Here is a 23197-nt window from a genome sequence, read left to right on the forward strand (position 1 = left end):
ATGCTGAAGTCAGCTGCCTCTCTCCTCCCCGCACTCGCACTCGCCCTCGCCGCCTGCGGCGAGGCACCCGCGCCCAAGGCCGCAGCGCCGGCCGGCAAGCCGGCGCTGACGGTGACTGCCGTCGCCCCGCAGAACGAAGACTGGCCGCGCACGCTGGCCGCCAACGGCAACGTCGTCGCCTGGCAGGAAGCGGTGATCGGTGCCGAGATCGCCAACTACCGCATCACCGCCGTCGAGGCTGACGTCGGCGACGTGGTTAAGAAAGGCCAGGTGCTCGCCCGCATTGCCGACGACACGGTGGCCAGCGAAGTGGCCGAGGCGCGCGCCGCCGTCGCCGAACTGGCGGCGAGCGCTTCCGAGGCCAGGGCCAACGCCGTGCGTGCGAGGGAACTGCGCGCGAAGGGCTTCTACAGCGCCCAGTTGCAAACGCAGTACCAGACCGCCGAGCACACGGCCAGTTCGCGGCTTGCCGCTGCCCGCGCCCGCCAGCAGGCGGCCGAGCTGAAGCTGGGCAAGACGCGCGTGCTGGCCCCTGACGACGGCGTGATCTCGGCACGCGAGGCGACGGTCGGCTCGCTGACCCAAACCGGGCTGGAACTGTTCCGCCTGATCCGCGGCGGGCGCCTGGAATGGCGCGCCGAAGTGCCGGCCGCCGACCTCGCCCGCGTGGCGCAGGGCGGGGCGGCGACGCTGACCGGGCCGGATGGCGCGGCGGTGCGCGGCAGCGTGCGCCGCGTCGCACCGAGCGTCGACCCGCAGACGCGCAACGGACTGGTTTTCGTCGATATTCCGGCGTCGGCCGCAGCCGTGCGTGCCGGCATGTTCGCGCGCGGCGAATTCGAGCTTGGCCGCGCTCCGGCCCTGACCCTGCCGCAGTCGGCGGTCGTCCTGCGCGACGGCTTTGCCTATGTCTTCCGCCTAGAGGGCGACGGCGAACAGGCGCGCGTCGCCCAGGCCAAGGTAGCGACCGGGCGACGCCTCGGCGAGCGCATCGAGATCGTTTCCGGCCTCGACCCGCAGGCACGTGTGGTGGCGACCGGCGGCGGCTTCCTCGCCGACGGCGACCCGGTGCGCGTCGTCGCGACCGCCACGAGATGAACGTTTCGGCCTGGTCGATCCGGAACCCGATTCCGGCGATCCTCCTCTTCATCCTGCTCACGCTGGCCGGCATCCTCGCCTTCCGGGCGATGAAGATCCAGCAGTTCATGGACATCGACCTGCCGACGGTGACCGTCACTGCCACCCTGCCTGGAGCCGCGCCGGCGCAGATGGAGACCGAGGTCGCACGCAAGATCGAGAACTCGGTCGCCACCGTGCAGGGCATCAAGCACATCTATACCAAGGTCCAGGACGGCACGGCGACGGTGACCGTCGAGTTCCGCCTCGAGAAACCGGTGCAGGAAGCGGTCGACGACGTGCGCGATGCGGTCTCGCGCATCCGCTCCGACCTGCCCGGCGACCTGCGTGACCCGGTGATCGGCCGCATCAGTGTCGCCGGGGCACCAATCCTGACCTATACGGTGGCCTCGCAGCGCATGGACGGCGAGGCGCTCTCCTGGTTTGTGGACAACATCGTCGCCAAGGCCATGCTCGCCGTGCGCGGGGTCGGCGCGGTCGCCCGCGTCGGTGGTGTGACGCGCGAAGTCCGCGTCGAGCTCGACCCGGCCCGCCTGCTGGCGCTCAACGCCACCGCCGCCGACATCTCGCGCCAGTTGCGCCGCATCCAGCAGGAAGCCTCGGGCGGGCGCGCCGACATCGGCGGCATCGAGCAGTCGGTGCGCACCATCGCCACCGTGCAATCGGCTGAGGAGCTGGCGGCGCTGGATATAGTGCTTTCCGACGGACGCCGCATCCGCCTCGACCAGGTGGCGACAGTGTCCGACACGGTCGGCGAGCCGCGCGCGGCGGCGCTGCTCGACGGCCGGCCGGTGGTCGGCTTCGAGATCACGCGCAGCCGCGGCGCCGGCGAGGTCGAGGTGGCGGAGGGGGTGCGCAGGGCGCTCGAAAAGCTGAAGGCCGAGCACTCGGACATCACGCTTGCCGAGGCCTTCAACTTCGTCGACCCGGTGATCGAGAACTACGAGGGGTCGATGGTGCTGCTGATCGAGGGCGCCATCCTCGCCGTCATCGTCGTCTGGTTCTTCCTGCGCGACTGGCGGGCGACCCTCGTATCGGCCACGGCGCTGCCGCTGTCGGCGATCCCGACCTTCGCGGTGATGTACCTGATGGGCTTCACCTTCAACGTGGTGACGGCGCTGTCGCTGTCGCTGGTGGTCGGCATCCTGGTCGACGACGCCATCGTCGAGATCGAGAACATCTTGCGCCACCTGCGCATGGGCAAGACGCCGTTCCAGGCCGCGATGGAGGCGGCCGACGAGATCGGCCTCGCGGTCATCGCCACCACCTTCACCCTGATCGCAGTCTTCCTGCCGACCGCCTTCATGAGCGGCGTGGCCGGCAAATTCTTCGTCCAGTTCGGGTGGACCGCGGCAATCGCGGTGTTCTTCTCGCTGGTCGTCGCCCGCCTGCTGACGCCGATGATGGCCGCCTACCTGCTCGAGCCGGTCGCCGATAAGCCACCACCCGCCTGGCTGGTGCGCTACGAGGGCTGGGCGGCTTGGTGCCTCAGGCACCGGCTGGCGACGCTGTCCGCCACGGCCGTCTTCTTCTTCGGTTCCTTCGCGCTGGTGCCGCTGCTGCCGACCGGCTTTCTGCCGGCCGACGACCTCTCGCAGACGCAGGTGCACGTGACCCTGCCGCCCGGCGCGACACTCGCCGAGACGGTTGCCGCGGCCGAGCGGGCGCGCGCCATCGTCAATGCCAACCCGCAGGTGAAGATGGTTTACACGGCCATCGGCGGCGGCGCTTCGGGCAGCGACCCGTTCATGCCGCGCGGTGCCGCCGAGGTGCGCAAGGCGACGCTGACGCTGAACCTGACCCCGCGCGGCGAGCGCTCGGGCACCACCAAGCAGGACGTCGAGCGCCAGTTGCGCGAGGCGCTCGCCGTCATCCCCGGTGCCCAGCTCAAGGTCGGCTTCGGCGGCTCGAGTGGGGAGAAGTACATCCTCGTGCTGGCCAGCGAGAACGGTCCAGTGCTCACCGAGCACGCCCGCGTCGTCGAACGCGCGCTGCGCACCCTGCCCGGCATTGGCGCGGTGACGACGACGGCCAGTCTGGTCCGCCCCGAACTGGTCATCCGCCCCGACTTCGCGCGCATGGCCGACCTCGGCGTCACCTCCGAGGCGATCGCCGACACGCTGCGCATCGCCACCGCCGGCGACTACGACCAGGACCTGGCCAAGCTCAACCTCGCCCAGCGCCAGGTGCCCATCGTCGTCAAGCTGCCGCCCGGCGCCCGCCGCGACCTCGCCCTGCTCGAACGCATGACGGTGCCCGGCAGGAACGGGCCGGTGGCCATCGGCAACGTCGCCACGCTGGCCATCGCCGGCGGGCCGGCCGAGATCGACCGCTACGACCGCCTGCGCAACGTCAATTTCGAGATCGAGCTGAACGGCCAGCCGCTCGGCGAGATCGAGCAGCGGGCGATGGCCCTGCCCAGCCTGAAGAACCTGCCGCCGGGCGTGCTGCAGACCACCATCGGCGACGCCGAGTCGATGGCCGAGCTGTTCCAGAGCTTCGGCCTGGCCATGGCGACCGGCGTGCTCTGCATCTACATCGTGCTGGTCCTGCTGTTCAAGGATTTCGTGCAGCCGGTGACCATCCTCGCCGCCCTCGTCCTCTCGGTGCCCGGCGCCTTCCTCGCGCTGTTCGTGACCGGCAAGGCGATCTCGATGTCGTCGATGATCGGCCTCATCATGCTGATGGGCATCGCCACCAAGAACTCGATCCTGCTCGTCGACTACGTCATCCTCGCCCGCCGCGAGCACGGCCTCGACCGCTGGAACGCCCTGCTCGACGCGTGCCGCAAGCGGGCGCGGCCAATCGTCATGACCACCATTGCGATGGGTGCCGGCATGCTGCCGATCGCCATCGGGATCGGCACCGACCCGAGCTTCCGCGCGCCGATGGCCATCGTCGTCATCGGCGGCCTGATCACCTCGACCTTCCTCAGCCTGCTGGTCATCCCGGTCGTCTTCACCTTCGTGGACGACGCCATCGTCTGGATCCACCAGCACCTGCCGAAGCCGCGCGCATGAGCGACCACCCGTTCGCCGGCCTATTTGCAAGCGGTGCGTTGGTTGTCAGGAGCAGATGCACCCCTCGCGGTTCATGGTTGGTTCTCGTTACGGCGCGGCCGCCGCCAGAGGGCATTGCGCTGATCACTGTAGGCGCATACCGTTATCGACATCTTGAGTGCTCAACCCGGATCCCCATGGCTACCGCCTGCGCGCCCGCTCGCACTGCCGTCTATCGCCGTCGCCGGCCCGAACGTACCGTGCGCTATCGCACCGTGCAGACGCACCTCGCCACTTGGCTCGAATCCCCTGTGACCGTCGGCAGGGCGCTGCCGGTCCGGCGTATGTCGAGCGGGAGTTCCGCCGCTATCTCGACTGCGGGATTCTCGCCAATGGTTTTGCCCGCGCTCGATGCGCCGAGTGCGGTCACGATTTTCTCATCGCCTGGTCGTGCAAAGGCCTCGGTGTCTGTCCCGCTTGCAACACCCGGCGAATGGTCGAAACCGCCGCCCCTCTGGCCGACCCCGTTTTGCCGCGGTTGCCGGTCCGCCCTTGTTCACCCCCCGCGCCCAAGATGGCGCTCGTAGCCGGGGTTATTGACCATCTGAGTAAAAATAACTGCCCGCACCGCAGCTAGTGGCCGGCGCGCCCACCACACAGATGCAAGGTCGAAGGGTGCCCGTGACGGATGGATTTTTCCCGCGCACAGGCGATGTTGATGTCGTCCAGCGGCAGGGCGACTTCGATCAGTTTCTTGGGTGTCTTGACAGGGGGATTCATTCCGACTTGGGGTTCTTGAGTTCTTGCAGATACTCGACCAACTTATGCACATAAGTTGAAGGATTATCTGTGTGGTTATTGTCGGCTTCTGTGCAGGCTCGCTTAGCATTTGCTTTAGCGAAGCCAAGCTTGCTGAGTGTGGCCGAAAAAGTTCCATGTCCCGCTTTGGCATATTCTGGCCAATAGGTTTTCAGATCCTTGAGCACAGCGGCACCCGCGCTCGTGCCACCGACGGCTGAATACGGTGCCGTGGTATAGGTGAAATGAAGTAGCAGCCAGTACTCAAAGCATGGAACAGAATTAGCCGAAAAGAAAGGCTTTTGGTGCTTTAGATTATTGAGTCGTTCAGTGGCCTGCTGATAGTTTGGGTGCGCATCGCGGTCGAAGACGAAATATACAGAGTCAAAAGGACCGCTTCCAGTCCGTTTCTCATGCTCATACAACTCTATACCGTGATTGACGACGCTGACAGGGTCAGAGCCACAGTCACAGCTCACTCTGACATTGGCACTATGTATTTTATAGTAATCGATAAGCTCACGGAAATAAAGCGGTTCCGTTTTTTCTCCCTCACAGACGATCAAAACTTTGTCATAAGATGCGCGAACTGATCTCCGGCGATTCAGTTCAGCGGCCGCCCTGGCTCTGCGTTTGTGAAAAATGTCATCGCTCCCCATTTGGCACTCCCCTGCCGATGCTCACGCTTCTCAAGTATGGCAAGGCACCGTAACGACCCGCTAGGTAACTTGCCTCCAGGTTTTCCCGTTCCTTTCTCGGTTTAAAATCGGTGAGAGGATAGAGTCGAGTGGATTGCTTGTCATCCTTCTCGCAGAACCAGATTTGATCGCGCCGAAAGACGTCCTGGTTCAGGATCGATGTTTCGTGAGTCGTGAATACCAATTGAGCATTCTTCGGATTAGTTTCGCTGTTGTGGAAAAGCTGGACCAGAAACTGAACCATCTTCGGATGCAGATTATCGTGCAATTCATCGATAACCAGCACAAATCCATTCTTCAAGGCGTCGAGCCATGGGCCGGCAAAAGCGAAGAATTTTTGTGTGCCGTCTGATTCGTCTCGAAAATCGAATGAAACGGCGCGGCCGTCCAACGAGCGATGCACGGTCTTGATATCCAGTACTTCGCTATCCTGCATTTTTGCCAGCAGCGTCGTTTTGAGTTCATCAGGCATGTCATCGGGGAAATGCTTTGCTGACATCTTCTCGGATTCGATAATGACATCCTGAATGTCGAGGTCCGCGGCTTGCAGGAAAGCCAATACCTTCTTGCTCTGTTCTGAATCTTTGCATAGCGAGGCCGTAAAAGATGGCGACCAACCGGATACATTGGCCAAGCGGAGTGTCTTCTTGAACCAGTCATAAACCGGCTGTAGTTGCTTGCTATTGAGTTGTACCGCCGTGGATAGAAAGAGCGCGTTCTCCCGCGTGGAGTCCTGCCAAAGCTGCTTTTGACCGGTCAAGGCATTGCATTTTTCCCACTGATAGACTTTTTTTTCAGCATCCCAGGCCCGCCCTAACCATTTTTGCGAGCGCCCGTTAGGATAAGCAAAAAGCCATTCCTCGTGAATACGCTCGGGCGTAGCCGAGAATCCATACTGGTAGCGAACACCATCGGCAACCAAAAAAACTTCAAATTCGGAAGGTGATTCTTCGGTAGCGCTGTCCAGGAGAAAGGATGTAACAGGGACCAAATCGCCTCTCTGACCTTTGCTGGAGTCCATCACCATCTTTTTCATGGTCTGCATGGCGCGTAGCAGATTAGATTTCCCTGCGGCATTGGCGCCGTAAATTGCGGCGGAACGAAGCAGACTTGGAGTTGCTGGTGCGGTCGGTGTGAAGCTGTTGGAAGCGATCAGTTCAGTCCCTTTGGCCAAGACCAGGCTGAGCGTTTGATTCTCTTTTACCGATCGCCAATTGCTTACGCTGAACTGAATCAACATGATCTCGCCCTTCAATTTATCTATATATTTTTAGCAAATTTTGCCAAAAAACGTTCATGAATGCACTCTGACATGAATTTTGACACACTAGAGGCGCCAAGCGCCACGCTTTTTCTTACCGGAACGGGGTCGCCTGAGAGAGCAAATGACTCAACTCCATATTGACGCTGCTCACGCCCCAGGCCGGCTCCTGCGTGAAAGGATTGCTCACATCTACGAGGGCTGGGCGGCCTGGTGCCTCAGGCACCGGGCTGGCGACGCTGTCCGCCACGGCCGTCTTCTTCTTTGGTTCCTTCGCGCTGGTGCCGCTGCTGCCGACCGGCTTCCTGCCGGCCGACGACCTCTCGCAGACGCAGGCGCACGTGACCCTGCCGCCCGGCGCGACACTCGCCGAGACGGTCGCCGCAGCCGGCCGGGCGTGCTGCAGACCACGATCGGCGATGCCGAGTCGATGGCCGAACTGTTCGAGAGCTTCGGCCTCGCCATGGCGACCGGCGTGCTCTGCATCTACCTCGTGCTGGTCCTGCTGTTCAAGGATTTCGTGCAGCCAGTGACCATCCTCGCCGCCCTCGTCCTCTCGGTGCCCGGCGCCTTCCTCGCGCTGTTCGTGACCGGCCAGGCGATCTCGATGTCGTCGATGATCGGCCTGATCATGCTGATGGGCATCGCCACCAAGAACTCGATCCTGCTCGTCGACTACGTCATCCTCGCCCGCCGCGAGCACGGCCTCGACCGCTGGAACGCCCTGCTCGACGCGTGCCGCAAGCGGGCGCGGCCAATCGTCATGACCACCATTGCGATGGGTGCCGGCATGCTGCCGATCGCCATCGGGATCGGCACCGACCCGAGCTTCCGCGCGCCGATGGCCATCGTCGTCATCGGCGGCCTGATCACCTCGACCTTCCTCAGCCTGCTGGTCATCCCGGTCGTCTTCACCTTCGTGGACGACGCCATCGTCTGGATCCACCAGCACCTGCCGAAGCCGCGCGCATGAGCGACCACCCGTTCGCCGGCCTATTTGCAAGCGGTGCGTTGGTTGTCAGGAGCAGATGCACCCCTCGCGGTTCATGGTTGGTTCTCGTTACGGCGCGGCCGCCGCCAGAGGGCATTGCGCTGATCACTGTAGGCGCATACCGTTATCGACATCTTGAGTGCTCAACCCGGATCCCCATGGCTACCGCCTGCGCGCCCGCTCGCACTGCCGTCTATCGCCGTCGCCGGCCCGAACGTACCGTGCGCTATCGCACCGTGCAGACGCACCTCGCCACTTGGCTCGAATCCCCTGTGACCGTCGGCAGGGCGCTGCCGGTCCGGCGTATGTCGAGCGGGAGTTCCGCCGCTATCTCGACTGCGGGATTCTCGCCAATGGTTTTGCCCGCGCTCGATGCGCCGAGTGCGGTCACGATTTTCTCATCGCCTGGTCGTGCAAAGGTCGGGGCGTCTGTCCCGCTTGTAACCCCCGGCGAATGGTCGAAACCGCCGCCCCTCTGGCCGACCCCATTTTTCCGCGGCTGCCGGTCCGCCAGTGGGTGCTGTCGGTTCCGAAGCGGCTGCGTGATCACCTCGAACATGATCCGGCGATCGAGACGCTGGCGCTGCGCATTTTCCTGAGCGTCGTGGAACCAGCCTTGTGCCGGGCCTGCCCGGCGGCGGGTTCCGATTCCCGGATCGGGGCGCTTGCCTTCATTCACCGCTTTGGCGCGCTGCTCAATCCGCAGGTGCACTTCCACTGCATCGTCATCGAGGGCGTCTTCGAGGCGGACGCTTCAGGAGCGGCGACGTTTCAGGAAAGCAGTCCCCCCGACCGGAAATTGCTCGACGAAGTGCAGGCCAAGGTCCGCCGCCGTCTACTGCGCGCGCTGACCCGGCGCGGTGTGCTGGCGCCGGAAGATGCCGAGACGATGGCAAGCTGGGAGCACGGGGGTGGCTTCTCGGTCGACGCTAGCGTGCGCGTCGAAGGGGCCGACCGCCAGGGCCTGGAACGGCTGCTGCGCACCTGCGCTCGCCCGCCCTTCGCGCTGGAGCGCTTGCGTGAAATCGACGCCGAACACCGGGTCTATGAGAGCGTCAAGCCGGGTCCCGGCGGCAGCGTCCGCTTGATGCTCACGCCGCTCGAACGGTTCGAGCGTCTGGCGGCGCTGATTCCACCCCCGCGCCGTCATCGGCATCGGTACTACGGCGTACTGGCACCCCACGCACCGCTACGCGCACAGGTCACTTCGCTTGCCGGCGTGCCAGAGAGTCCGACCGCGCCGCTGGTCACAGCGACTGAGACTGAGACTGAGCCAATCGCGGCGCAAATCACCGCCCCAGGCGCGTCGTCCGACAGCGAGGAGGAGGCAGAGGGGGCGCTCCTGCGTCGTGCGGCCCGCTACGCCTGGGCGCTGCTGCTCGCCCGGATCGATGAGGTCTTTCCGCTCGTCTGCCCACGCTGCGGCGGCGAGATGCGAATCATCGCCTTCATCACCGACGCCGGCGCGGTGCGCGACATCCTGACCCATCTGGGCGAGCCAACATCGCCGCCACGCCTGATGAGAGCCCGTGCGCCGCCGCTCTGGGAGAGGCAGGGCGCCACCATGGGCGAGGACGACCCACAGGCTCAACCGGCACCTGAGTACGAATTCGACCAGCGTATCGCCTGGTAGGTGCGGGTTGGAAGTATCCATGCGCAAAGGTCCAGACTGAAGCCAGACGAGCTGCCATCGCCCGTCGTGGGACGACTCGTGCCTGCGTTCATCCGCCCGGCCGGGCGGATGAACGCAGGCACTGGGCGAGGCGGGATTCGGATGACTTTTCATGGGTTCCTGGGACCCAATCCGAGATTGACGCCCCTTGATGAAGGCTCATATACTCCATATACTCTCGATGGTGCCGTTGGATTTCCTATCCTTGGCCCTTAAATTCCTTCCATACGCATGGCGTCTTCGGCCTTTCAGGGTGTTACGGGGGCCAGCGAATTAAAGGGCCTCCTTAATAATGGCATCTAGCAGGCGCAATCCTCCAGAGAAAAGCCTACTATGAACGCACTTCCAGTCTGCCGTGGGAGACCATCTGCGTCGAGCTACGGGCAAGCTGGTAGACCAACTGATCGGTACGCCAGCATGATAATAATCACGACAAATCCTACACTTGCTGTACATTTCTAATATGCTAACCGAGTGCGGAGGCGCAGCGCTACGCCGAGTGACACGGAGCAGGCACCTGAGTTATAGCATAAATCGCCTCACCATAGCAAAGTTACGTCACACGGAAGCAATGGAGCAATCATCAATGATCGAACCGACAATTGACCACGCCCGACAAGCTGCTGGAGTATTTCGTACTCGCCTGCCAAGGTTTGTGCATGCCAAGTCTTTTACACTAAAATCAAAAAATCCTTTCAAGGCAATGGTTCTTAGAGAGGCCCTAATCCACCGATTATCCTCCTTAGCTGATGGTGTAGTATCAGAATTTGATGCGGGACGTTGGGTGTCAGCTTCAATATTGGTTCGGGCCATCGTTGAGAGTACCGCAGTGCTTTATTCTCTTGAGTTGCAAGTATCAAATGCTCTTAAGGCCCTCAAAGACGACGCTTTAACACAGTTTCTAAGGGACACTATGGTTTCGTCTCGTAGTGATCCTAAACTGCCTAAAGCAATAAATGTTCTTACATTAATTGATAAAGTTGATAAGCAATTCAATGGGTTTCGATCCGGCTACGACGATCTTTGCGAGTATGCTCATCCAAATTGGTGTGGAGTACTCGGCTCGTTCAGTGAATTAAACAGAGAAACCATCACAGTGTCTTTTTCCACATTTGCCCACCCATCAGCTACAACTGCAAACATCTCTGCTTTTATGGGTGCCCTGACTGTAGCACAGTATGTATACAATAAATGTGAAGAAAGCATCTCACTGCTCAGCGAAGCATTTGATCGGGGGAATATTTTGTATGCCACATAGGCAGCGAATTAATTTGACCTCGTCGAATGGCGTCGATTCGCGGCCTCGATCATCGTTCCGGCCACCCACTTGCAAGCGCCGCGCCCCAATCCGGCGTGGTTTATCCGCAGCACGCAATGCCGAGGTCACCAGCGCGGCAGCGCCGCACTGGGGTGCGGCGCTGCCGCGTCGAGGGCTGCGCGTGCTCTCGCCACATCGCCGGAGCAGTGCCGGGAGCGCGACGCGGCCGGAATGATGATCGAGGCCCGATTCGCATTCTAGTGACGATTTTAACTTTGTATAGCAACATATTTTAAACGATTCATAAGATACTGCAATCTCGGTTCCCGACTAAATTAACGCTTACCTCGGCAGCAACAAACGTCATGGCTTGCGTCTGCAACGGATCAAACGTAACCGTTTAGCCCCCTACGACATATACCAACTATGCTGCAGTGGTTGCAAGCGAGGGATGGTTTGGCTATGGTATCTCACCAGTGAGCGGGTAATCGTGTTCGTGAGGCAAGTGAGTGTACCTGAGCGACTTTGATCTTCAGCAGTGGGATGAGCAGAAGCTGATGGCGTTACCGGCGAAGCAGAAAGATGGCTTGCTGGTGAAGTTGCTGTGGGATTTGAAAGAGGCGCGGGAGCGGCTCAAGGCGAACTCCCAGACCAGTTCTCGGCCACCCCGCAGTGACCCTCCGTGGCACAGCACAAACTCTGGGGATGAGGATTCGGAAGCGGCCGGGGAGGCAGATGGTGCGGTTGATCCCGAAGCGCAGGGCAGCGGCAGCGCCGCGAACGCGGCGGCGAATGCAGAGCCGAACGGCGTCGGGGCACCGGCTGAGGGGAAGAAGCCTTTGAGTGCGACGGCCGGGAAGCCCAAGAAAGCCGGTCGGCGTCCGGGGGCAGCGGGCCATAGCCGGCAGGTGAGTTTGCCGGTGAGCGACACCGTGATCCACGCGCCGGAATTCTGCGCGGGCTGCGATGAGGCGCTGGATCCGGCCGGGTTCATCGCGTGCAACGGCTTGTATGTCCTGGATATCGAGGCCGAGCCGAGTGCGGGGCTACGTGGCTTACGGGTACGCCACGACAAGCATGTCTACGGTGAGATAAGCTGTGGCCACTGTGGGCATGTCAACCGCAGCGAACCCGGCCGCTGTCCCGCCGAACCCGGGTGGACCGTAGGACTGAGCGAATGGCATCTCGTCGGACCGCTGTTAGTGAGCCTGCTGGTGTGCCTATCGCACCGTATGCACCTGTCGCGGCGGCGGACGCAAGAATTTTTGCGGGACTGGCTGGGCATCGCGCTCTCCACCAGCACGATCAACCAGTGTATTCATGAAGCCGGTCGGGCGGTCGAGCCGATCGAAGCGCAGTGGGTGGAAGAACTGCAGCAGGAAGTGCTGGCCTATGCCGATGAAACGCCGTGGAAGGAATGGGGCCAGTTACTATGGCTGTGGGTGATCATCACGCCGACGATCTGCCTGTACTTCATTGGCTACCGCAGCAAGGAGATTCTGGCGAACGTCCTAGGCGAGGGGTTTGTCGGCTGGCTGATGAGCGATGGCTACTGCGTCTATCGCCGATTCCAGAAGCGGCTGCGCTGTTGGGCGCACCTGTTGCGCAAGGCCGAGGGACTCAAAGAAAGCCTGAGCACCGAGGCGCGGGCCTTTGGAGAGGCCACCCACGGCCTGCTCAGCGACCTGATCACTGCGATTTACCAAGCACGTGAAGGCCCTCCGGTCGATCTCACGCCTCGCTTCCGCGACCGCTTGGACGCCTTCCGTCGGCTATGCGAAGAGCACCGGGATTCGGCTCATGAGAAAACCCGTGCGCTGGCGCGCGAATTTCTCTACGACTGGGAGGCGGTCTGGATCGTCGTCGCCCATCCCTATCTGCCGTTCACCAACAACGAGGCCGAACGGGCCTTGCGGCACTGGGTCATCGCCCGGCTCATCAGCCAAGGCACCCGTACCGAGCAGGGTACCCGTGCCTTTGCCCTGTTGGCCAGTGTCATCGACACCTGCCGGCGTCGCCACATCTTGCCCTGGCCCTACCTGGCCAAGGTGGTCGCCGAGCGGCGTAAAGGCAACGCAGCGCCCCTGCTACCGGCTGCTGCCTGATTTTTGGTAGTGGTCGTCGGGGAGGCTAAACGGTTACGATCAAACAACTTTGACCAGGTTACCCGCGCTTACGTAAACAGATCTCCTTGTCTTAAGATCTCCTTCCCAGTACGGTACTCAAGGAAATGTAAAATGAAAAACATCATCTTGACACTATTGGCGGTTGTTGGCAGTACTGCTGTAAATGCAGAGTGGTCTAATATTGGTAGCAGTCAGACAGGAAAAGGAGATGTGGTTACCGTTTATGCTGATTTTTCTACAATACGGAGGAATGGCGACAAGGCAAAAATATGGAGCTTGTGGAGCACCAATCTACCACAATACATTTTCGATAATAATAATCGTCCCGTTAGTGGCTCTGGTCCTTTTAAGTCAATGAAATTCCAAAGAGAGTTTGACTGCAAGGAAGAAACATCTCGGGTTTTATTTCTGCAGTTCAAATCTGGAAGTATGGGTGACGGGGAAAGTTTTGGTGATATCACTTCAGAAGAAAAATGGATGCCTGCATCGCCAGGAAGCATTGTTTCTACTTTGCTTAACATAGCCTGCGGGAAGTACAGGTAGTTTTTATTTGAATGAGAATTTGGCAAGAATCGCCAAGTAATAATTGGGGTAGACAACGGCTTCTTGGGCGAACCTGTTATTCATTCGAACGCCAGCGCAGCGTCATGATTTTCTTGCGACATCATTGGGGCGTTGGTTAATTTAGACATTGAACGTTCATTCGACAGAATAAAATTGGCCACCGTGAAACGGTGGCCAACCTTTTCGCGGCGCGCTGCTAGCGCAAGGAATCCTGTACCGACTTGAACTGACGCACCCACGGTTGGTTGGCACGCAATTCAGCCGGCAGTGCTGCGATGGCGGCGCGCGCTTGGGTTATCGTATTGAACCAGCAGTTCCCGGCATAAATTTCCCCCACTAAAAACAACAAGTTACGAGGCGCTTTCAGCCTCGGTGAAGGGGCTAACTTTGCATTTTAGTAGTATACTTTGACATCTATCTGATTAAGTTTGGCTGAAAGATGAAAAAAACCATTTCTTGGAAAATCACATCAAATTCGGAAGATCTATCGGCTTCGAATTTACTCAAGCAGGCTCGTTCGTCATTTGATGGAATAGTGGATCAGCGCACGAATCGCAAATCAATTCCTTTATCAGATGCCTTGATGTCTGGGCTTGCTATGTTTTCAATGAAGTGCCCGTCGCTACTTCAGTTCGATGAAAAAAGAAAAAACGAGGTCATACGGCACAATCTGATGACGATGTATGGTATTCAGACGACCCCATCGGATACGCAGATGCGAAGCATCTTGGACGAAATTGACTTTCGACAGCTGAGTTCGAGCTTTTGTGCGCTCCATCAAAATGCAGTGCAGGCCGGAGTGATGGAGCAATACCATTTTATGGATGGTCACGTATTGTAACCGTTTAGCCTCCCCGACGACCACTACCAAAAATCAGGCAGCAGCCGGTAGCAGGGGCGCTGCGTTGCCTTTACGCCGCTCGGCGACCACCTTGGCCAGGTAGGGCCAGGGCAAGATGTGGCGACGCCGGCAGGTGTCGATGACACTGGCCAACAGGGCAAAGGCACGGGTACCCTGCTCGGTACGGGTGCCTTGGCTGATGAGCCGGGCGATGACCCAGTGCCGCAAGGCCCGTTCGGCCTCGTTGTTGGTGAACGGCAGATAGGGATGGGCGACGACGATCCAGACCGCCTCCCAGTCGTAGAGAAATTCGCGCGCCAGCGCACGGGTTTTCTCATGAGCCGAATCCCGGTGCTCTTCGCATAGCCGACGGAAGGCGTCCAAGCGGTCGCGGAAGCGAGGCGTGAGATCGACCGGAGGGCCTTCACGTGCTTGGTAAATCGCAGTGATCAGGTCGCTGAGCAGGCCGTGGGTGGCCTCTCCAAAGGCCCGCGCCTCGGTGCTCAGGCTTTCTTTGAGTCCCTCGGCCTTGCGCAACAGGTGCGCCCAACAGCGCAGCCGCTTCTGGAATCGGCGATAGACGCAGTAGCCATCGCTCATCAGCCAGCCGACAAACCCCTCGCCTAGGACGTTCGCCAGAATCTCCTTGCTGCGGTAGCCAATGAAGTACAGGCAGATCGTCGGCGTGATGATCACCCACAGCCATAGTAACTGGCCCCATTCCTTCCACGGCGTTTCATCGGCATAGGCCAGCACTTCCTGCTGCAGTTCTTCCACCCACTGCGCTTCGATCGGCTCGACCGCCCGACCGGCTTCATGAATACACTGGTTGATCGTGCTGGTGGAGAGCGCGATGCCCAGCCAGTCCCGCAAAAATTCTTGCGTCCGCCGCCGCGACAGGTGCATACGGTGCGATAGGCACACCAGCAGGCTCACTAACAGCGGTCCGACGAGATGCCATTCGCTCAGTCCTACGGTCCACCCGGGTTCGGCGGGACAGCGGCCGGGTTCGCTGCGGTTGACATGCCCACAGTGGCCACAGCTTATCTCACCGTAGACATGCTTGTCGTGGCGTACCCGTAAGCCACGTAGCCCCGCACTCGGCTCGGCCTCGATATCCAGGACATACAAGCCGTTGCACGCGATGAACCCGGCCGGATCCAGCGCCTCATCGCAGCCCGCGCAGAATTCCGGCGCGTGGATCACGGTGTCGCTCACCGGCAAACTCACCTGCCGGCTATGGCCCGCTGCCCCCGGACGCCGACCGGCTTTCTTGGGCTTCCCGGCCGTCGCACTCAAAGGCTTCTTCCCCTCAGCCGGTGCCCCGACGCCGTTCGGCTCTGCATTCGCCGCCGCGTTCGCGGCGCTGCCGCTGCCCTGCGCTTCGGGATCAACCGCACCATCTGCCTCCCCGGCCGCTTCCGAATCCTCATCCCCAGAGTTTGTGCTGTGCCACGGAGGGTCACTGCGGGGTGGCCGAGAACTGGTCTGGGAGTTCGCCTTGAGCCGCTCCCGCGCCTCTTTCAAATCCCACAGCAACTTCACCAGCAAGCCATCTTTCTGCTTCGCCGGTAACGCCATCAGCTTCTGCTCATCCCACTGCTGAAGATCAAAGTCGCTCAGGTACACTCACTTGCCTCACGAACACGATTACCCGCTCACTGGTGAGATACCATAGCCAAACCATCCCTCGCTTGCAACCACTGCAGCATAGTTGGTATATGTCGTAGGGGGCTAAACGGTTACCACGTATTAGTATCCATTGATGGTACCGGGCATTTTAGTTCCGGTGCTACCAGTTGTCCGCAGTGTTGTGTGAAGAAGCACCGGGATGGGAGAGAAGAATATTATCATCAGCTGTTGTGTGCAACGGTGGTTCACCCGGACTACCCAGTGGTGATTCCCCTGATGCCGGAGCCAATCATGAAAGAGGACGGCGATAACAAAAATGACTGTGAGCGTAATGCATCGAAAAGGTTGCTGAAGCACCTGAGCGAGCAATACAAGCACCTGAAGCCGATTATCATAGAGGACAGTTTGTCGGCGAACGGACCACACCTTAAGTGGTTGAAATCATTAGAAATGAGGTACATTATTGGCGTCAAACAAGGAGATCATTCCCATTTGTTTGATTTGATCCAGAAAAAAATGTGTCAAGGGGAAGCCATTGAATTTGAGAAGATTGACGACGCAGGAATTATTCATGGATTTCGGTTTATTAACGGAGTTCCCCTGAATAAAAGCCATCCGGATTTGCTGGTTAACTTTTTGGAATATTGGCAAATTAACAAAGGCAAGGAGGTTATTTTTTCGTGGATCACTGATATCGAACTAACGAAAGAGACGGTTTGCAAAGTCATGCAAGGAGGTCGAGCGCGCTGGAAAATAGAAAACGAAACGTTTAACACACTGAAGAATCAAGGTTACAATTTAGAGCACAATTACGGACATGGCGAAAAAAATTTGAGTTCGGTTTTTGGTTGTTTGACGTTCATGGCTTTTTTAATTGATCAGCTTCAAGCGTGGGGATGTGAGCTATTTAAAAGTGCACGCCAGTCACGGCGTACTCTAATCTCTTTGTGGCATCGGATGATCGAGCTGTTTACAACTTATCTCATCCCTTCTTGGGAGGTGTTGTGGAAGGCAATTGCAAACGGTTACTCGGCCGGTACGCTAGAGATAGACTCGTCGTAGATCTTTGCTCGTTCGTATGGTGTTTTTTTGTACCCAGTTTATTGCTCAGTGTGATTGTTAATATAAATTTTATTTCCGTGAAAAAAGTCGGAAGCATTACTTCTGCAAAAACGTAATCTGCAAATGCAAATTGGATTTTATTTTAGGAGTTATCCGAATTGATTTATTATGCCGGGAACTGCTGGTATTGAACACACCGAAGAACAGGTTGTAGTGCTCGCGCTGGGCGTGTTCGGTCACGGAGAAGGCCAGCGAATTCAGCGCCAGCTGTTCCATGTTGCGGTCGATGAAGCGCGCCATGTCCCATCTGGCCGACCACGTTTTGCCGCGGCTGCCGGTCCGCCAGTGGGTGCTGTCGGTTCCGAAGCGGCTGCGTGATCACCTCGAACATGATCCGGCGATCGAGACGCTGGCGCTGCGCATTTTCCTGAGCGTCGTGGAACCAGCCTGGTGCCGGGCCTGCCCGGCGGCGGGTTCCGATTCCCGGATCGGGGCGCTTGCCTTCATTCACCGCTTTGGCGCGCTGCTTAATCCGTAGGTGCACTTCCACTGCATCGTCATCGAGGGTGTCTTCGAGGCGGACGCCTCGGGAGTGGCGACGTTTCACGAAAGCCGTGCCCCCGACCAGAAGTTGCTTGATGAGGTCCAGGCCAAGGTCCGCCGCCGTCTGCTGCGCGCGCTGACCCGCCGCGGTGTGCTCGAGCCGGAAGACGCCGAAGCGATGGCGAACTGGGAGCACAGGGGCGGCTTCTCGCTTGACGCCGGCGTGCGCATTGAAGCGGCCGACCGCCAGGGCCTGGAACGGCTGCTACGGTATTGCGCTCGATCGGCCTTTGCGCTGGAACGTTTGCGTGAAATCGACGCCGAACACCTGGTCTATGAGAGCGTCAAGCCGGATCCCGGCGGTAGCGTCAGCTTGATGCTGACGCCGCTCGAACGGTTCGAGCGTCTGGCGGCGCTGATTCCACCCCCCGCGCCGTCATCGGCATCGGTACGGCGTACTGGCACCCAACGCACCGCTCCGCGCACAGGTCACCGCGCTTGCCAGCGTGCCAGAGCGTCCGACCGCGCCGCTTGTCACAGCGACTGAGACTGAGCCAATCGCGGCGCAAACCACCGCCCCAGGCGCGTCGTCCGACAGCGAGGAGCAGGCAGAGGAGGCGCTCCTGTGTCGCGCGGCCCGCTACGCCTGGGCGTTGCTGCTCGCGCGCATCGATGAGGTCTTTCCGCTCGTCTGCCCACGCTGTGGCGGCGAGATGCGAATCATCGCCTTCATCACCGACGCCTGCGCCGTGCGCGAGATCCTCTCGCACTTGGGCGAGCCGACGTCACCGCCGCCTATCGCGCCGGCCCGGGGCCCGCCGCTGTGGGAGATGGCCGATGCCGAGCAGGGCGAGTTCGACCCGCAAGCTCAACCGGCACCGGACTACGAATTCGATCAGCGCATCGCCTGGTAAAGGCCGCACGAAGACGATCCGATCCGATCGGGCTCGTCAGGGACCGCTTGCACCATGGGTCGCCGCGGCGGCCTTGTCGGTCACCGCGGCGACCCATGGCCATCATGGCCATCCTGGTGCTGCGATTCTGGCGAGGTTTTCAGGCTCCGTCGGCACACTTTCCCCGAATCACGACTGCTGTCAGGGCCTATCAGAGCCTGGAACACTGGCGGAAGTGGCGTTGGATATCCTATCCTTCGTCATTCCCAGGCGCAGGGCCGCGCCATTGCCGCGCAAAGGATAAAAAATCCAACGGCAGCGTCGAGAGTATAGGAGATCGCGTGAAGCGGCGTCGATCCGGGATTGTGTTTCGGGAACCCATGAAAAGTCATCCGAATCCCGCTTCGCCCAGTGTCTGTGGTCATTCGCCCGGCCGGGCGGATGACCACAGACACGACTACCGAGGCGCCGGCCCGAGCCGAGGCACCCGCCGGACTGAGTCGCTGAGCGACAGGGTCTCGCCGCTTTCCTTCCTCGCAAGAGGATCCCCCAGGATCCACACCGCCCCCATGTTGCAGCGCCGTATGCATGCCTGGGTGGGTCTTGCAGCCTGGCTGAAAGAAAAGGTTGATCACGACCAAGCGCGAGCCGCCGCAGCCGACAGCATGCGGTCTTGATCGCAGGATTGGGGACTCAAGCACGAGTTGACTTCTGCCGCCATAAGACCTATAAATCAGTCATGTTGCGGCGCATCAATGGCAACAGACTTAGGTGATTTCCGCAAAACGCCGTACCAAGAGTCATGGCGTCAGGCCTGGCTCAGGGCCAGAAAAACAGGCAGCTGCGGTAGTTGTTCGGGATCCTGATTCCCGGAAATCACCTTAGGCCGCCGGAAGAGGCTTGAGAGGTGGATTCCTGCGACGGCTTTGGCATCATTCCATGCACCAGTGCGAGGGGGAAGAACCATGAACTTTGCAAGCGTTGGCAATCGAAAAGAGACCGCGAAAAGAGTATCGACCATTGTCGGCCGACTGGTCGTGCTGGCGGTTCTCGCGCAGGCACCTATCCAGGCGGCGACGGCTCAAGACGCGCCGGCACCCTTGGGCAGCACAACCGCCAAAATCACTGAAATAGAGATGCTGGAGTCCCGCAACCCCGGCGCTCTAAAGATGTTCGTCTATGTTCCCGAGAGTGTCCGTTCGAGCGCGCAGCCAAGACCGCTGGTTGTCGCCCTCCATGGCTGCGCGATGACCGCGGAGGACTACCTGCAGGGGACTGGCTGGGCACAATTGGCCGAGAAATGGGGTTTTGCTGTGTTGTTGCCGCAACAGCAAAAAGCGAGGAAGTTATTGGACTTTTTTACAGGCAAGAACAATCCAGCCCTCTGCTTTAACTGGTGGGAGGCCGATCGCGGCAATGCCGAAGTCCGGTCGATCATGCACATGATCAAGAGGATGCTTGACGACTACGGGTCGAGGCTGGATCCATCGCGAATCTACGCGACAGGGGTGTCAGCGGGAGGCGGAATGACCGTCGACCTGCTCGCCTTGCACCCGACCTGCTTTGCCGGCGGAGCTCCCATCGCCGGCGTAGCGTTCAACTGCGCGGAGCTCTTGTACACCCAAGCGATTAATTCCTGCATGCAGCCGACGGACAAGCCCGGCCCGAAGCCCCGGCAGTCGCGCGAAGAGGGTGGCAGAGTCTTGTCTAAGGATAATGGGGCTAATGCGAAGAAATGGGGATACTGGGTTCGCCGGATTTGCGAGGCTAACAAGGATTGCCCGAGCAGCGAAAGGGGATGGCCGCCGATCACCATCTGGCAGGGTGAGCAGGACCGCATGGTCGGGCCGGGGAACCTGCGCGACCTGGCGCTGCAATGGACGAACGTCCACGGCTTTAACAAGCAGAACCCCGGCAAGCGTACTGTCACTGTCAAGGTGCCGCCCTATGAGGTGGAGCATACCCAATACGCCGACAAGACAGGCAGGGTCCTGGTGGAAACACGGCTGATCGGGAAGGAAGGTCCTGCGACGGACCACGGCGTCGTGATCGATCCGGAGGAAGCGAGTTTCGCCTGCGGCCGCACGCAAGACTTTGTCTATGACGGAAACATCTGTTCGACCCTGGAGATTGCGCGTTTCTGGGGTCTCGACAGCACAGCCGCAACGAGCACTGCGAGCGACCGCTGCAGCAATCTGAAATGAGCGCCAGCGAGCGATTCCACCGACACGATGTACACCGATAATGGAGGTTGAAATGTCACCAGTCCAAACCGAGCAAACCGGGCCGACCGATATGTTGCCGTTTGCAAAAAAAATTCTTGAGTTGATGCAGTATGACCCATCGACACGCATCAAGGAGTTTCTTGACTTATGCCACGAAGCGGCTCCGCAGCTGGGCTTCGATCGCGCGAAGCTGGTCTGCGAATTCCAGGAAAGGAACCTCGGCAGCCTCCAGGTGGCAGCCAAACGCGAAGGACAGCTGGCCGAGATGGCGTGTGCTCGCCAGCGCGAGTTCATGGCCAACAGCATCGCCGATGCGCAGCGGGCGTCGGCAGAGATGCTGCGTCCCGGAACGCCGATGGACATTGCCGCACGCTACGCCGAGTACCTCAAGCAGTCATGGACGAAAGCCATCGAGGAATCCCGTGCGATCGGCGAAGAAGTCGGCGCGACGCAGACGAATGTCTCGCAAATTCTTTTTAATCGAGCCAACGACTTCCTGGACGAGATCAATGACCTTATCGCCGAGACCAAGCTAACGCATTGATGTGAAAGTCCGCCGGGCGTGCTGCAGACCACGGTCGGCGATGCCGAGTCGATGGCCGAACTGTTCGAGAGCTTCGGCCTCGCCATGGCAACCGGCGTGCTCTGCATCTACATCGTCCTGGTCCTGCTGTTCAAGGATTTCGTGCAGCCGGTGACCATCCTCGCCGCGCTCGTCCTCTCGGTGCCCGGCGCCTTCCTCGCGCTGTTCGTGACCGGCCAGGCGATCTCGATGTCGTCGATGATCGGCCTGATCATGCTGATGGGCATCGCCACCAAGAACTCGATCCTGCTCGTCGACTACGTCATCCTCGCCCGCCGCGAGCACGGCCTCGACCGCTGGAACGCCCTGCTCGACGCCTGCCGCAAGCGGGCGCGGCCAATCGTCATGACCACCATTGCGATGGGTGCCGGCATGCTGCCGATCGCCATCGGGATCGGCACCGACCCGAGCTTCCGCGCGCCGATGGCCATCGTCGTCATCGGCGGCCTGATCACCTCGACCTTCCTCAGCCTGCTGGTCATCCCGGTCGTCTTCACCTTCGTAGACGACGCCATCGTCTGGATTCGCCAGCACCTGCCGAAGCCGCACGCATGAGCGACAAGCTGTTCGCCGGCCTTGACCTGCCATTAACTGCTTCAATTAGAATCGTGTCTGTCGACTACCCGGGTCGTTTCGCGATCCGCGACAGGAACGTTTCACTACCGATAACGACACCATAGGAGAAGACCGCAATGACCGTCTCAGTCAAGGACTTGCACGGAAGCACCCCGGCCATCGTCGAAAAGCTCAAGGAAGCGGGGATTACCAACAATGAGCAGTTCCTCGCTGCGGCCGCCGAGCCGGCCCAGAGGAAAGCGCTGGCAAGCAGCTGCGGCTGCGATGCGCGCACCATCCTGGATCTTGCCAACCGAGCCGATCTGGCGCGCATCAAGGGCGTCTCCGGCGTGTACTCGGACCTGCTCGAGAAGGCCGGGGTCGATACCGTCAAGGAACTGGCAACTCGTCGTCCAGACAACCTGCATGCGAAGATCGTCGACACCAACGCCGGCGTTCAGATCACCAAACAGCCGCCTTCCTTGGCGATGGTCGAGTCCTGGGTGCAGCAGGCCAAGGATTTGCCCAAGACGCTGAGCTACTGAGAGGCTTCGCCAACGGTCATGACTTTTCCAGGCACCCTCGATCATGAAAGTCATGACCGTTTCCCTCTCCCCCGACCCCTCCCCCGCGAGGGGGGAGGGGAGATTCGTGAGTCGCATACGCGACTTTCACATTAACGGTCATGGCTTCTGGCAGACAGGAACCGCTGATTGAATCGGCCGCCGCTCGGACTGGAGCGGCTGCGGCTGATGGTTGACGCCGCCCGGTAGCGGCTCTATGCTGTTTCCGGCGGTCACACCGGGGGAAAAGCATGCATCCACAAGCCCTGTTCCTCGTGCTGTTTGTCGTCGCCACGGCGGCGTCGGGCAGCGGGGTCTACAAGTGGGTCGACGAGAAGGGGGTAACCCACTTCTCCGAGCTGCCGCCGCCGGGACAACCGGCCCAGAAACCGCAGAAGGCGCCAGGTGCTCAGGACCAGCCCGCCGCGGCGGCCGCCGGCGATGGCGGCCAGCCGGCTGGCAAGACCTGGCAGCAGAAAGAGGCCGAGTTTCGCCAGCGCCAGATCGATCGTGAGGCCGCCGCGCGCAAGCAGGAGGAACAGGAAGCCGCGGTGAAGCGCCAGCAGCGAGACTGCATGCTCGCCAGGAAGAGGCTCGAAAACCTGCAGGACGCGAATGCCGTCTCGCGATACGACGACCAGGGCGAGCGCGTCTATCTCAACGACAAGGAACGGACAGCCCTGATCCAGCGGCGCAGACAGGAGATCGAGGCGAGGTGTGCCGGCATGTGACCGCTCACGGCAGCGCACGTAGGCGCCCTCGATGGCGGTGAGCAGTAGACCGGCGAACGAGCGCG

General features: G+C 60.3%; 20 protein-coding genes and 4 pseudogenes. 18 read left to right on the plus strand and 6 right to left on the minus strand.

All coding sequences use genetic code 11. The features are described 5' to 3' along the window. The 3 genes from V5B59_RS25775 to V5B59_RS25785 all read left to right on the plus strand — a co-directional run bounded on the left by V5B59_RS25775 (window position 1) and on the right by V5B59_RS25785 (window position 4773). Window positions 1-1098: an efflux RND transporter periplasmic adaptor subunit gene (locus tag V5B59_RS25775; protein ID WP_169071939.1), complete on the plus strand. Its 1098-nt coding sequence runs from the start codon at window positions 1-3 to the stop codon at window positions 1096-1098. Next, on the plus strand, window positions 1095-4157 hold the full coding sequence (locus V5B59_RS25780) for an efflux RND transporter permease subunit (protein WP_169071938.1): 3063 nt from the start codon (window positions 1095-1097) through the stop codon (window positions 4155-4157). The genes V5B59_RS25775 and V5B59_RS25780 overlap by 4 nt, the downstream gene beginning before the upstream one ends. 157 nt (window positions 4158-4314) lie before the next feature. Next, complete coding sequence (locus V5B59_RS25785; RefSeq protein WP_332352524.1) at window positions 4315-4773, plus strand: transposase zinc-binding domain-containing protein; 459 nt, start codon at window positions 4315-4317, stop codon at window positions 4771-4773. Here V5B59_RS25785 and V5B59_RS25790 read toward each other — a convergent pair. The 4 genes and pseudogenes from V5B59_RS25790 to V5B59_RS25805 all read right to left on the minus strand — a co-directional run. Continuing rightward, window positions 4705-4916: pseudogene (locus V5B59_RS25790) on the minus strand (DUF1156 domain-containing protein); the annotation flags it as partial. The gene V5B59_RS25785 and the pseudogene V5B59_RS25790 overlap by 69 nt on opposite strands. Further along, the gene (locus V5B59_RS25795) at window positions 4913-5593 is read right to left on the minus strand and encodes an RloB family protein (RefSeq protein ID WP_332352525.1); all 681 of its coding nucleotides are present in this window, start codon (window positions 5591-5593) and stop codon (window positions 4913-4915) included. The pseudogene V5B59_RS25790 and the gene V5B59_RS25795, both read right to left, overlap by 4 nt. Then, a complete protein-coding gene (locus tag V5B59_RS25800; RefSeq protein ID WP_332352526.1) occupies window positions 5580-6872 on the minus strand; it encodes an AAA family ATPase in 1293 nt (430 codons plus the stop codon). Before V5B59_RS25800 ends, V5B59_RS25795 begins: the two co-directional genes overlap by 14 nt. 239 nt (window positions 6873-7111) lie before the next feature. Then, window positions 7112-7234: a hypothetical protein gene (locus V5B59_RS25805; protein ID WP_332352542.1), complete on the minus strand. Its 123-nt coding sequence runs from the start codon at window positions 7232-7234 to the stop codon at window positions 7112-7114. Window positions 7235-7287: 53 nt separating this feature from the next. Here V5B59_RS25805 and V5B59_RS25810 point away from each other — a divergent pair. The 6 genes and pseudogenes from V5B59_RS25810 to V5B59_RS25835 all read left to right on the plus strand — a co-directional run. Beyond that, window positions 7288-7866: pseudogene (locus tag V5B59_RS25810) on the plus strand (efflux RND transporter permease subunit); the annotation flags it as partial. Between the two features lie 176 nt (window positions 7867-8042). After that, a pseudogene (locus V5B59_RS25815) lies at window positions 8043-9517 on the plus strand (transposase). Between the two features lie 625 nt (window positions 9518-10142). Continuing rightward, entirely contained in the window at window positions 10143-10814 is a 672-nt protein-coding gene (locus V5B59_RS25820; protein WP_332352527.1) for a hypothetical protein, read from the plus strand. Window positions 10815-11323: 509 nt separating this feature from the next. Then, entirely contained in the window at window positions 11324-12919 is a 1596-nt protein-coding gene (tnpC, locus tag V5B59_RS25825; RefSeq protein ID WP_332351632.1) for an IS66 family transposase, read from the plus strand. Window positions 12920-13051: 132 nt separating this feature from the next. Next, on the plus strand, window positions 13052-13483 hold the full coding sequence (locus tag V5B59_RS25830; RefSeq protein WP_332352528.1) for a surface-adhesin E family protein: 432 nt from the start codon (window positions 13052-13054) through the stop codon (window positions 13481-13483). Between the two features lie 460 nt (window positions 13484-13943). Continuing rightward, complete coding sequence (locus V5B59_RS25835; RefSeq protein ID WP_332352529.1) at window positions 13944-14345, plus strand: hypothetical protein; 402 nt, start codon at window positions 13944-13946, stop codon at window positions 14343-14345. A gap of 33 nt (window positions 14346-14378) precedes the next feature. Here the strand turns inward: V5B59_RS25835 and tnpC (V5B59_RS25840) are convergent, their stop codons facing one another. Further along, entirely contained in the window at window positions 14379-15974 is a 1596-nt protein-coding gene (tnpC, locus tag V5B59_RS25840) for an IS66 family transposase (protein ID WP_332351632.1), read from the minus strand. A 186-nt stretch (window positions 15975-16160) separates the two neighbouring features. Here tnpC (V5B59_RS25840) and V5B59_RS25845 point away from each other — a divergent pair, with 186 nt between their 5' ends. Then, window positions 16161-17039, plus strand: a complete 879-nt coding sequence (locus tag V5B59_RS25845) for a transposase (RefSeq protein WP_332352530.1) — start codon at window positions 16161-16163, stop codon at window positions 17037-17039. Window positions 17040-17135: 96 nt separating this feature from the next. Here the strand turns inward: V5B59_RS25845 and V5B59_RS25850 are convergent, their stop codons facing one another. Next, on the minus strand, window positions 17136-17339 hold the full coding sequence (locus tag V5B59_RS25850; protein ID WP_169071484.1) for a hypothetical protein: 204 nt from the start codon (window positions 17337-17339) through the stop codon (window positions 17136-17138). On the opposite strand from V5B59_RS25850, the gene V5B59_RS25855 reads away from it, so the two are divergent. The 8 genes and pseudogenes from V5B59_RS25855 (at window position 17338) to V5B59_RS25890 (ending at window position 23132) form a co-directional block, all read left to right on the plus strand. After that, a complete protein-coding gene (locus V5B59_RS25855) occupies window positions 17338-17577 on the plus strand; it encodes a hypothetical protein (RefSeq protein WP_169071485.1) in 240 nt (79 codons plus the stop codon). The genes V5B59_RS25850 and V5B59_RS25855 overlap by 2 nt on opposite strands. Then, complete coding sequence (locus V5B59_RS25860) at window positions 17578-18129, plus strand: transposase (protein WP_169071486.1); 552 nt, start codon at window positions 17578-17580, stop codon at window positions 18127-18129. Window positions 18130-18235: 106 nt separating this feature from the next. After that, window positions 18236-18496, plus strand: coding sequence for a hypothetical protein (locus tag V5B59_RS25865; protein ID WP_332352531.1), 261 nt, complete (start codon window positions 18236-18238; stop codon window positions 18494-18496). A 944-nt stretch (window positions 18497-19440) separates the two neighbouring features. After that, window positions 19441-20679: an extracellular catalytic domain type 1 short-chain-length polyhydroxyalkanoate depolymerase gene (locus tag V5B59_RS25870; RefSeq protein WP_169071488.1), complete on the plus strand. Its 1239-nt coding sequence runs from the start codon at window positions 19441-19443 to the stop codon at window positions 20677-20679. Window positions 20680-20719: 40 nt separating this feature from the next. Continuing rightward, window positions 20720-21244 carry a phasin family protein gene (locus V5B59_RS25875; protein WP_332352532.1) on the plus strand — a complete coding sequence of 175 codons (525 nt, stop codon included), beginning with the start codon at window positions 20720-20722 and terminating at the stop codon, window positions 21242-21244. A 9-nt stretch (window positions 21245-21253) separates the two neighbouring features. Further along, window positions 21254-21838 (plus strand): annotated as a pseudogene (locus V5B59_RS25880) (efflux RND transporter permease subunit); the annotation flags it as partial. A gap of 137 nt (window positions 21839-21975) precedes the next feature. Further along, window positions 21976-22383, plus strand: a complete 408-nt coding sequence (locus V5B59_RS25885; protein WP_169071490.1) for a DUF4332 domain-containing protein — start codon at window positions 21976-21978, stop codon at window positions 22381-22383. 269 nt (window positions 22384-22652) lie between these two features. Continuing rightward, window positions 22653-23132 carry a DUF4124 domain-containing protein gene (locus tag V5B59_RS25890; protein WP_034916443.1) on the plus strand — a complete coding sequence of 160 codons (480 nt, stop codon included), beginning with the start codon at window positions 22653-22655 and terminating at the stop codon, window positions 23130-23132. Window positions 23133-23197: the final 65 nt, after the last annotated feature.

It is taken from the genome of Candidatus Accumulibacter contiguus (genome assembly GCF_036625285.1).
GTDB classification, from domain to species: domain Bacteria; phylum Pseudomonadota; class Gammaproteobacteria; order Burkholderiales; family Rhodocyclaceae; genus Accumulibacter; species Accumulibacter contiguus.

Coding starts and splice junctions, on each gene's coding strand:
- V5B59_RS25795 (WP_332352525.1), bottom strand. CDS start 5,593: ATGGGGAGCGATGACATTTTTCACAAACGCAGAGCCAGGGCGGCCGCT.
- V5B59_RS25800 (WP_332352526.1), bottom strand. CDS start 6,872: ATGTTGATTCAGTTCAGCGTAAGCAATTGGCGATCGGTAAAAGAGAAT.
- V5B59_RS25875 (WP_332352532.1), top strand. CDS start 20,720: ATGGAGGTTGAAATGTCACCAGTCCAAACCGAGCAAACCGGGCCGACC.
- V5B59_RS25850 (WP_169071484.1), bottom strand. CDS start 17,339: ATGGCGCGCTTCATCGACCGCAACATGGAACAGCTGGCGCTGAATTCG.
- V5B59_RS25870 (WP_169071488.1), top strand. CDS start 19,441: ATGAACTTTGCAAGCGTTGGCAATCGAAAAGAGACCGCGAAAAGAGTA.
- V5B59_RS25885 (WP_169071490.1), top strand. CDS start 21,976: ATGACCGTCTCAGTCAAGGACTTGCACGGAAGCACCCCGGCCATCGTC.
- V5B59_RS25775 (WP_169071939.1), top strand. CDS start 1: ATGCTGAAGTCAGCTGCCTCTCTCCTCCCCGCACTCGCACTCGCCCTC.
- V5B59_RS25820 (WP_332352527.1), top strand. CDS start 10,143: ATGATCGAACCGACAATTGACCACGCCCGACAAGCTGCTGGAGTATTT.
- V5B59_RS25835 (WP_332352529.1), top strand. CDS start 13,944: ATGAAAAAAACCATTTCTTGGAAAATCACATCAAATTCGGAAGATCTA.
- V5B59_RS25890 (WP_034916443.1), top strand. CDS start 22,653: ATGCATCCACAAGCCCTGTTCCTCGTGCTGTTTGTCGTCGCCACGGCG.
- V5B59_RS25830 (WP_332352528.1), top strand. CDS start 13,052: ATGAAAAACATCATCTTGACACTATTGGCGGTTGTTGGCAGTACTGCT.
- V5B59_RS25780 (WP_169071938.1), top strand. CDS start 1,095: ATGAACGTTTCGGCCTGGTCGATCCGGAACCCGATTCCGGCGATCCTC.
- V5B59_RS25855 (WP_169071485.1), top strand. CDS start 17,338: ATGTCCCATCTGGCCGACCACGTTTTGCCGCGGCTGCCGGTCCGCCAG.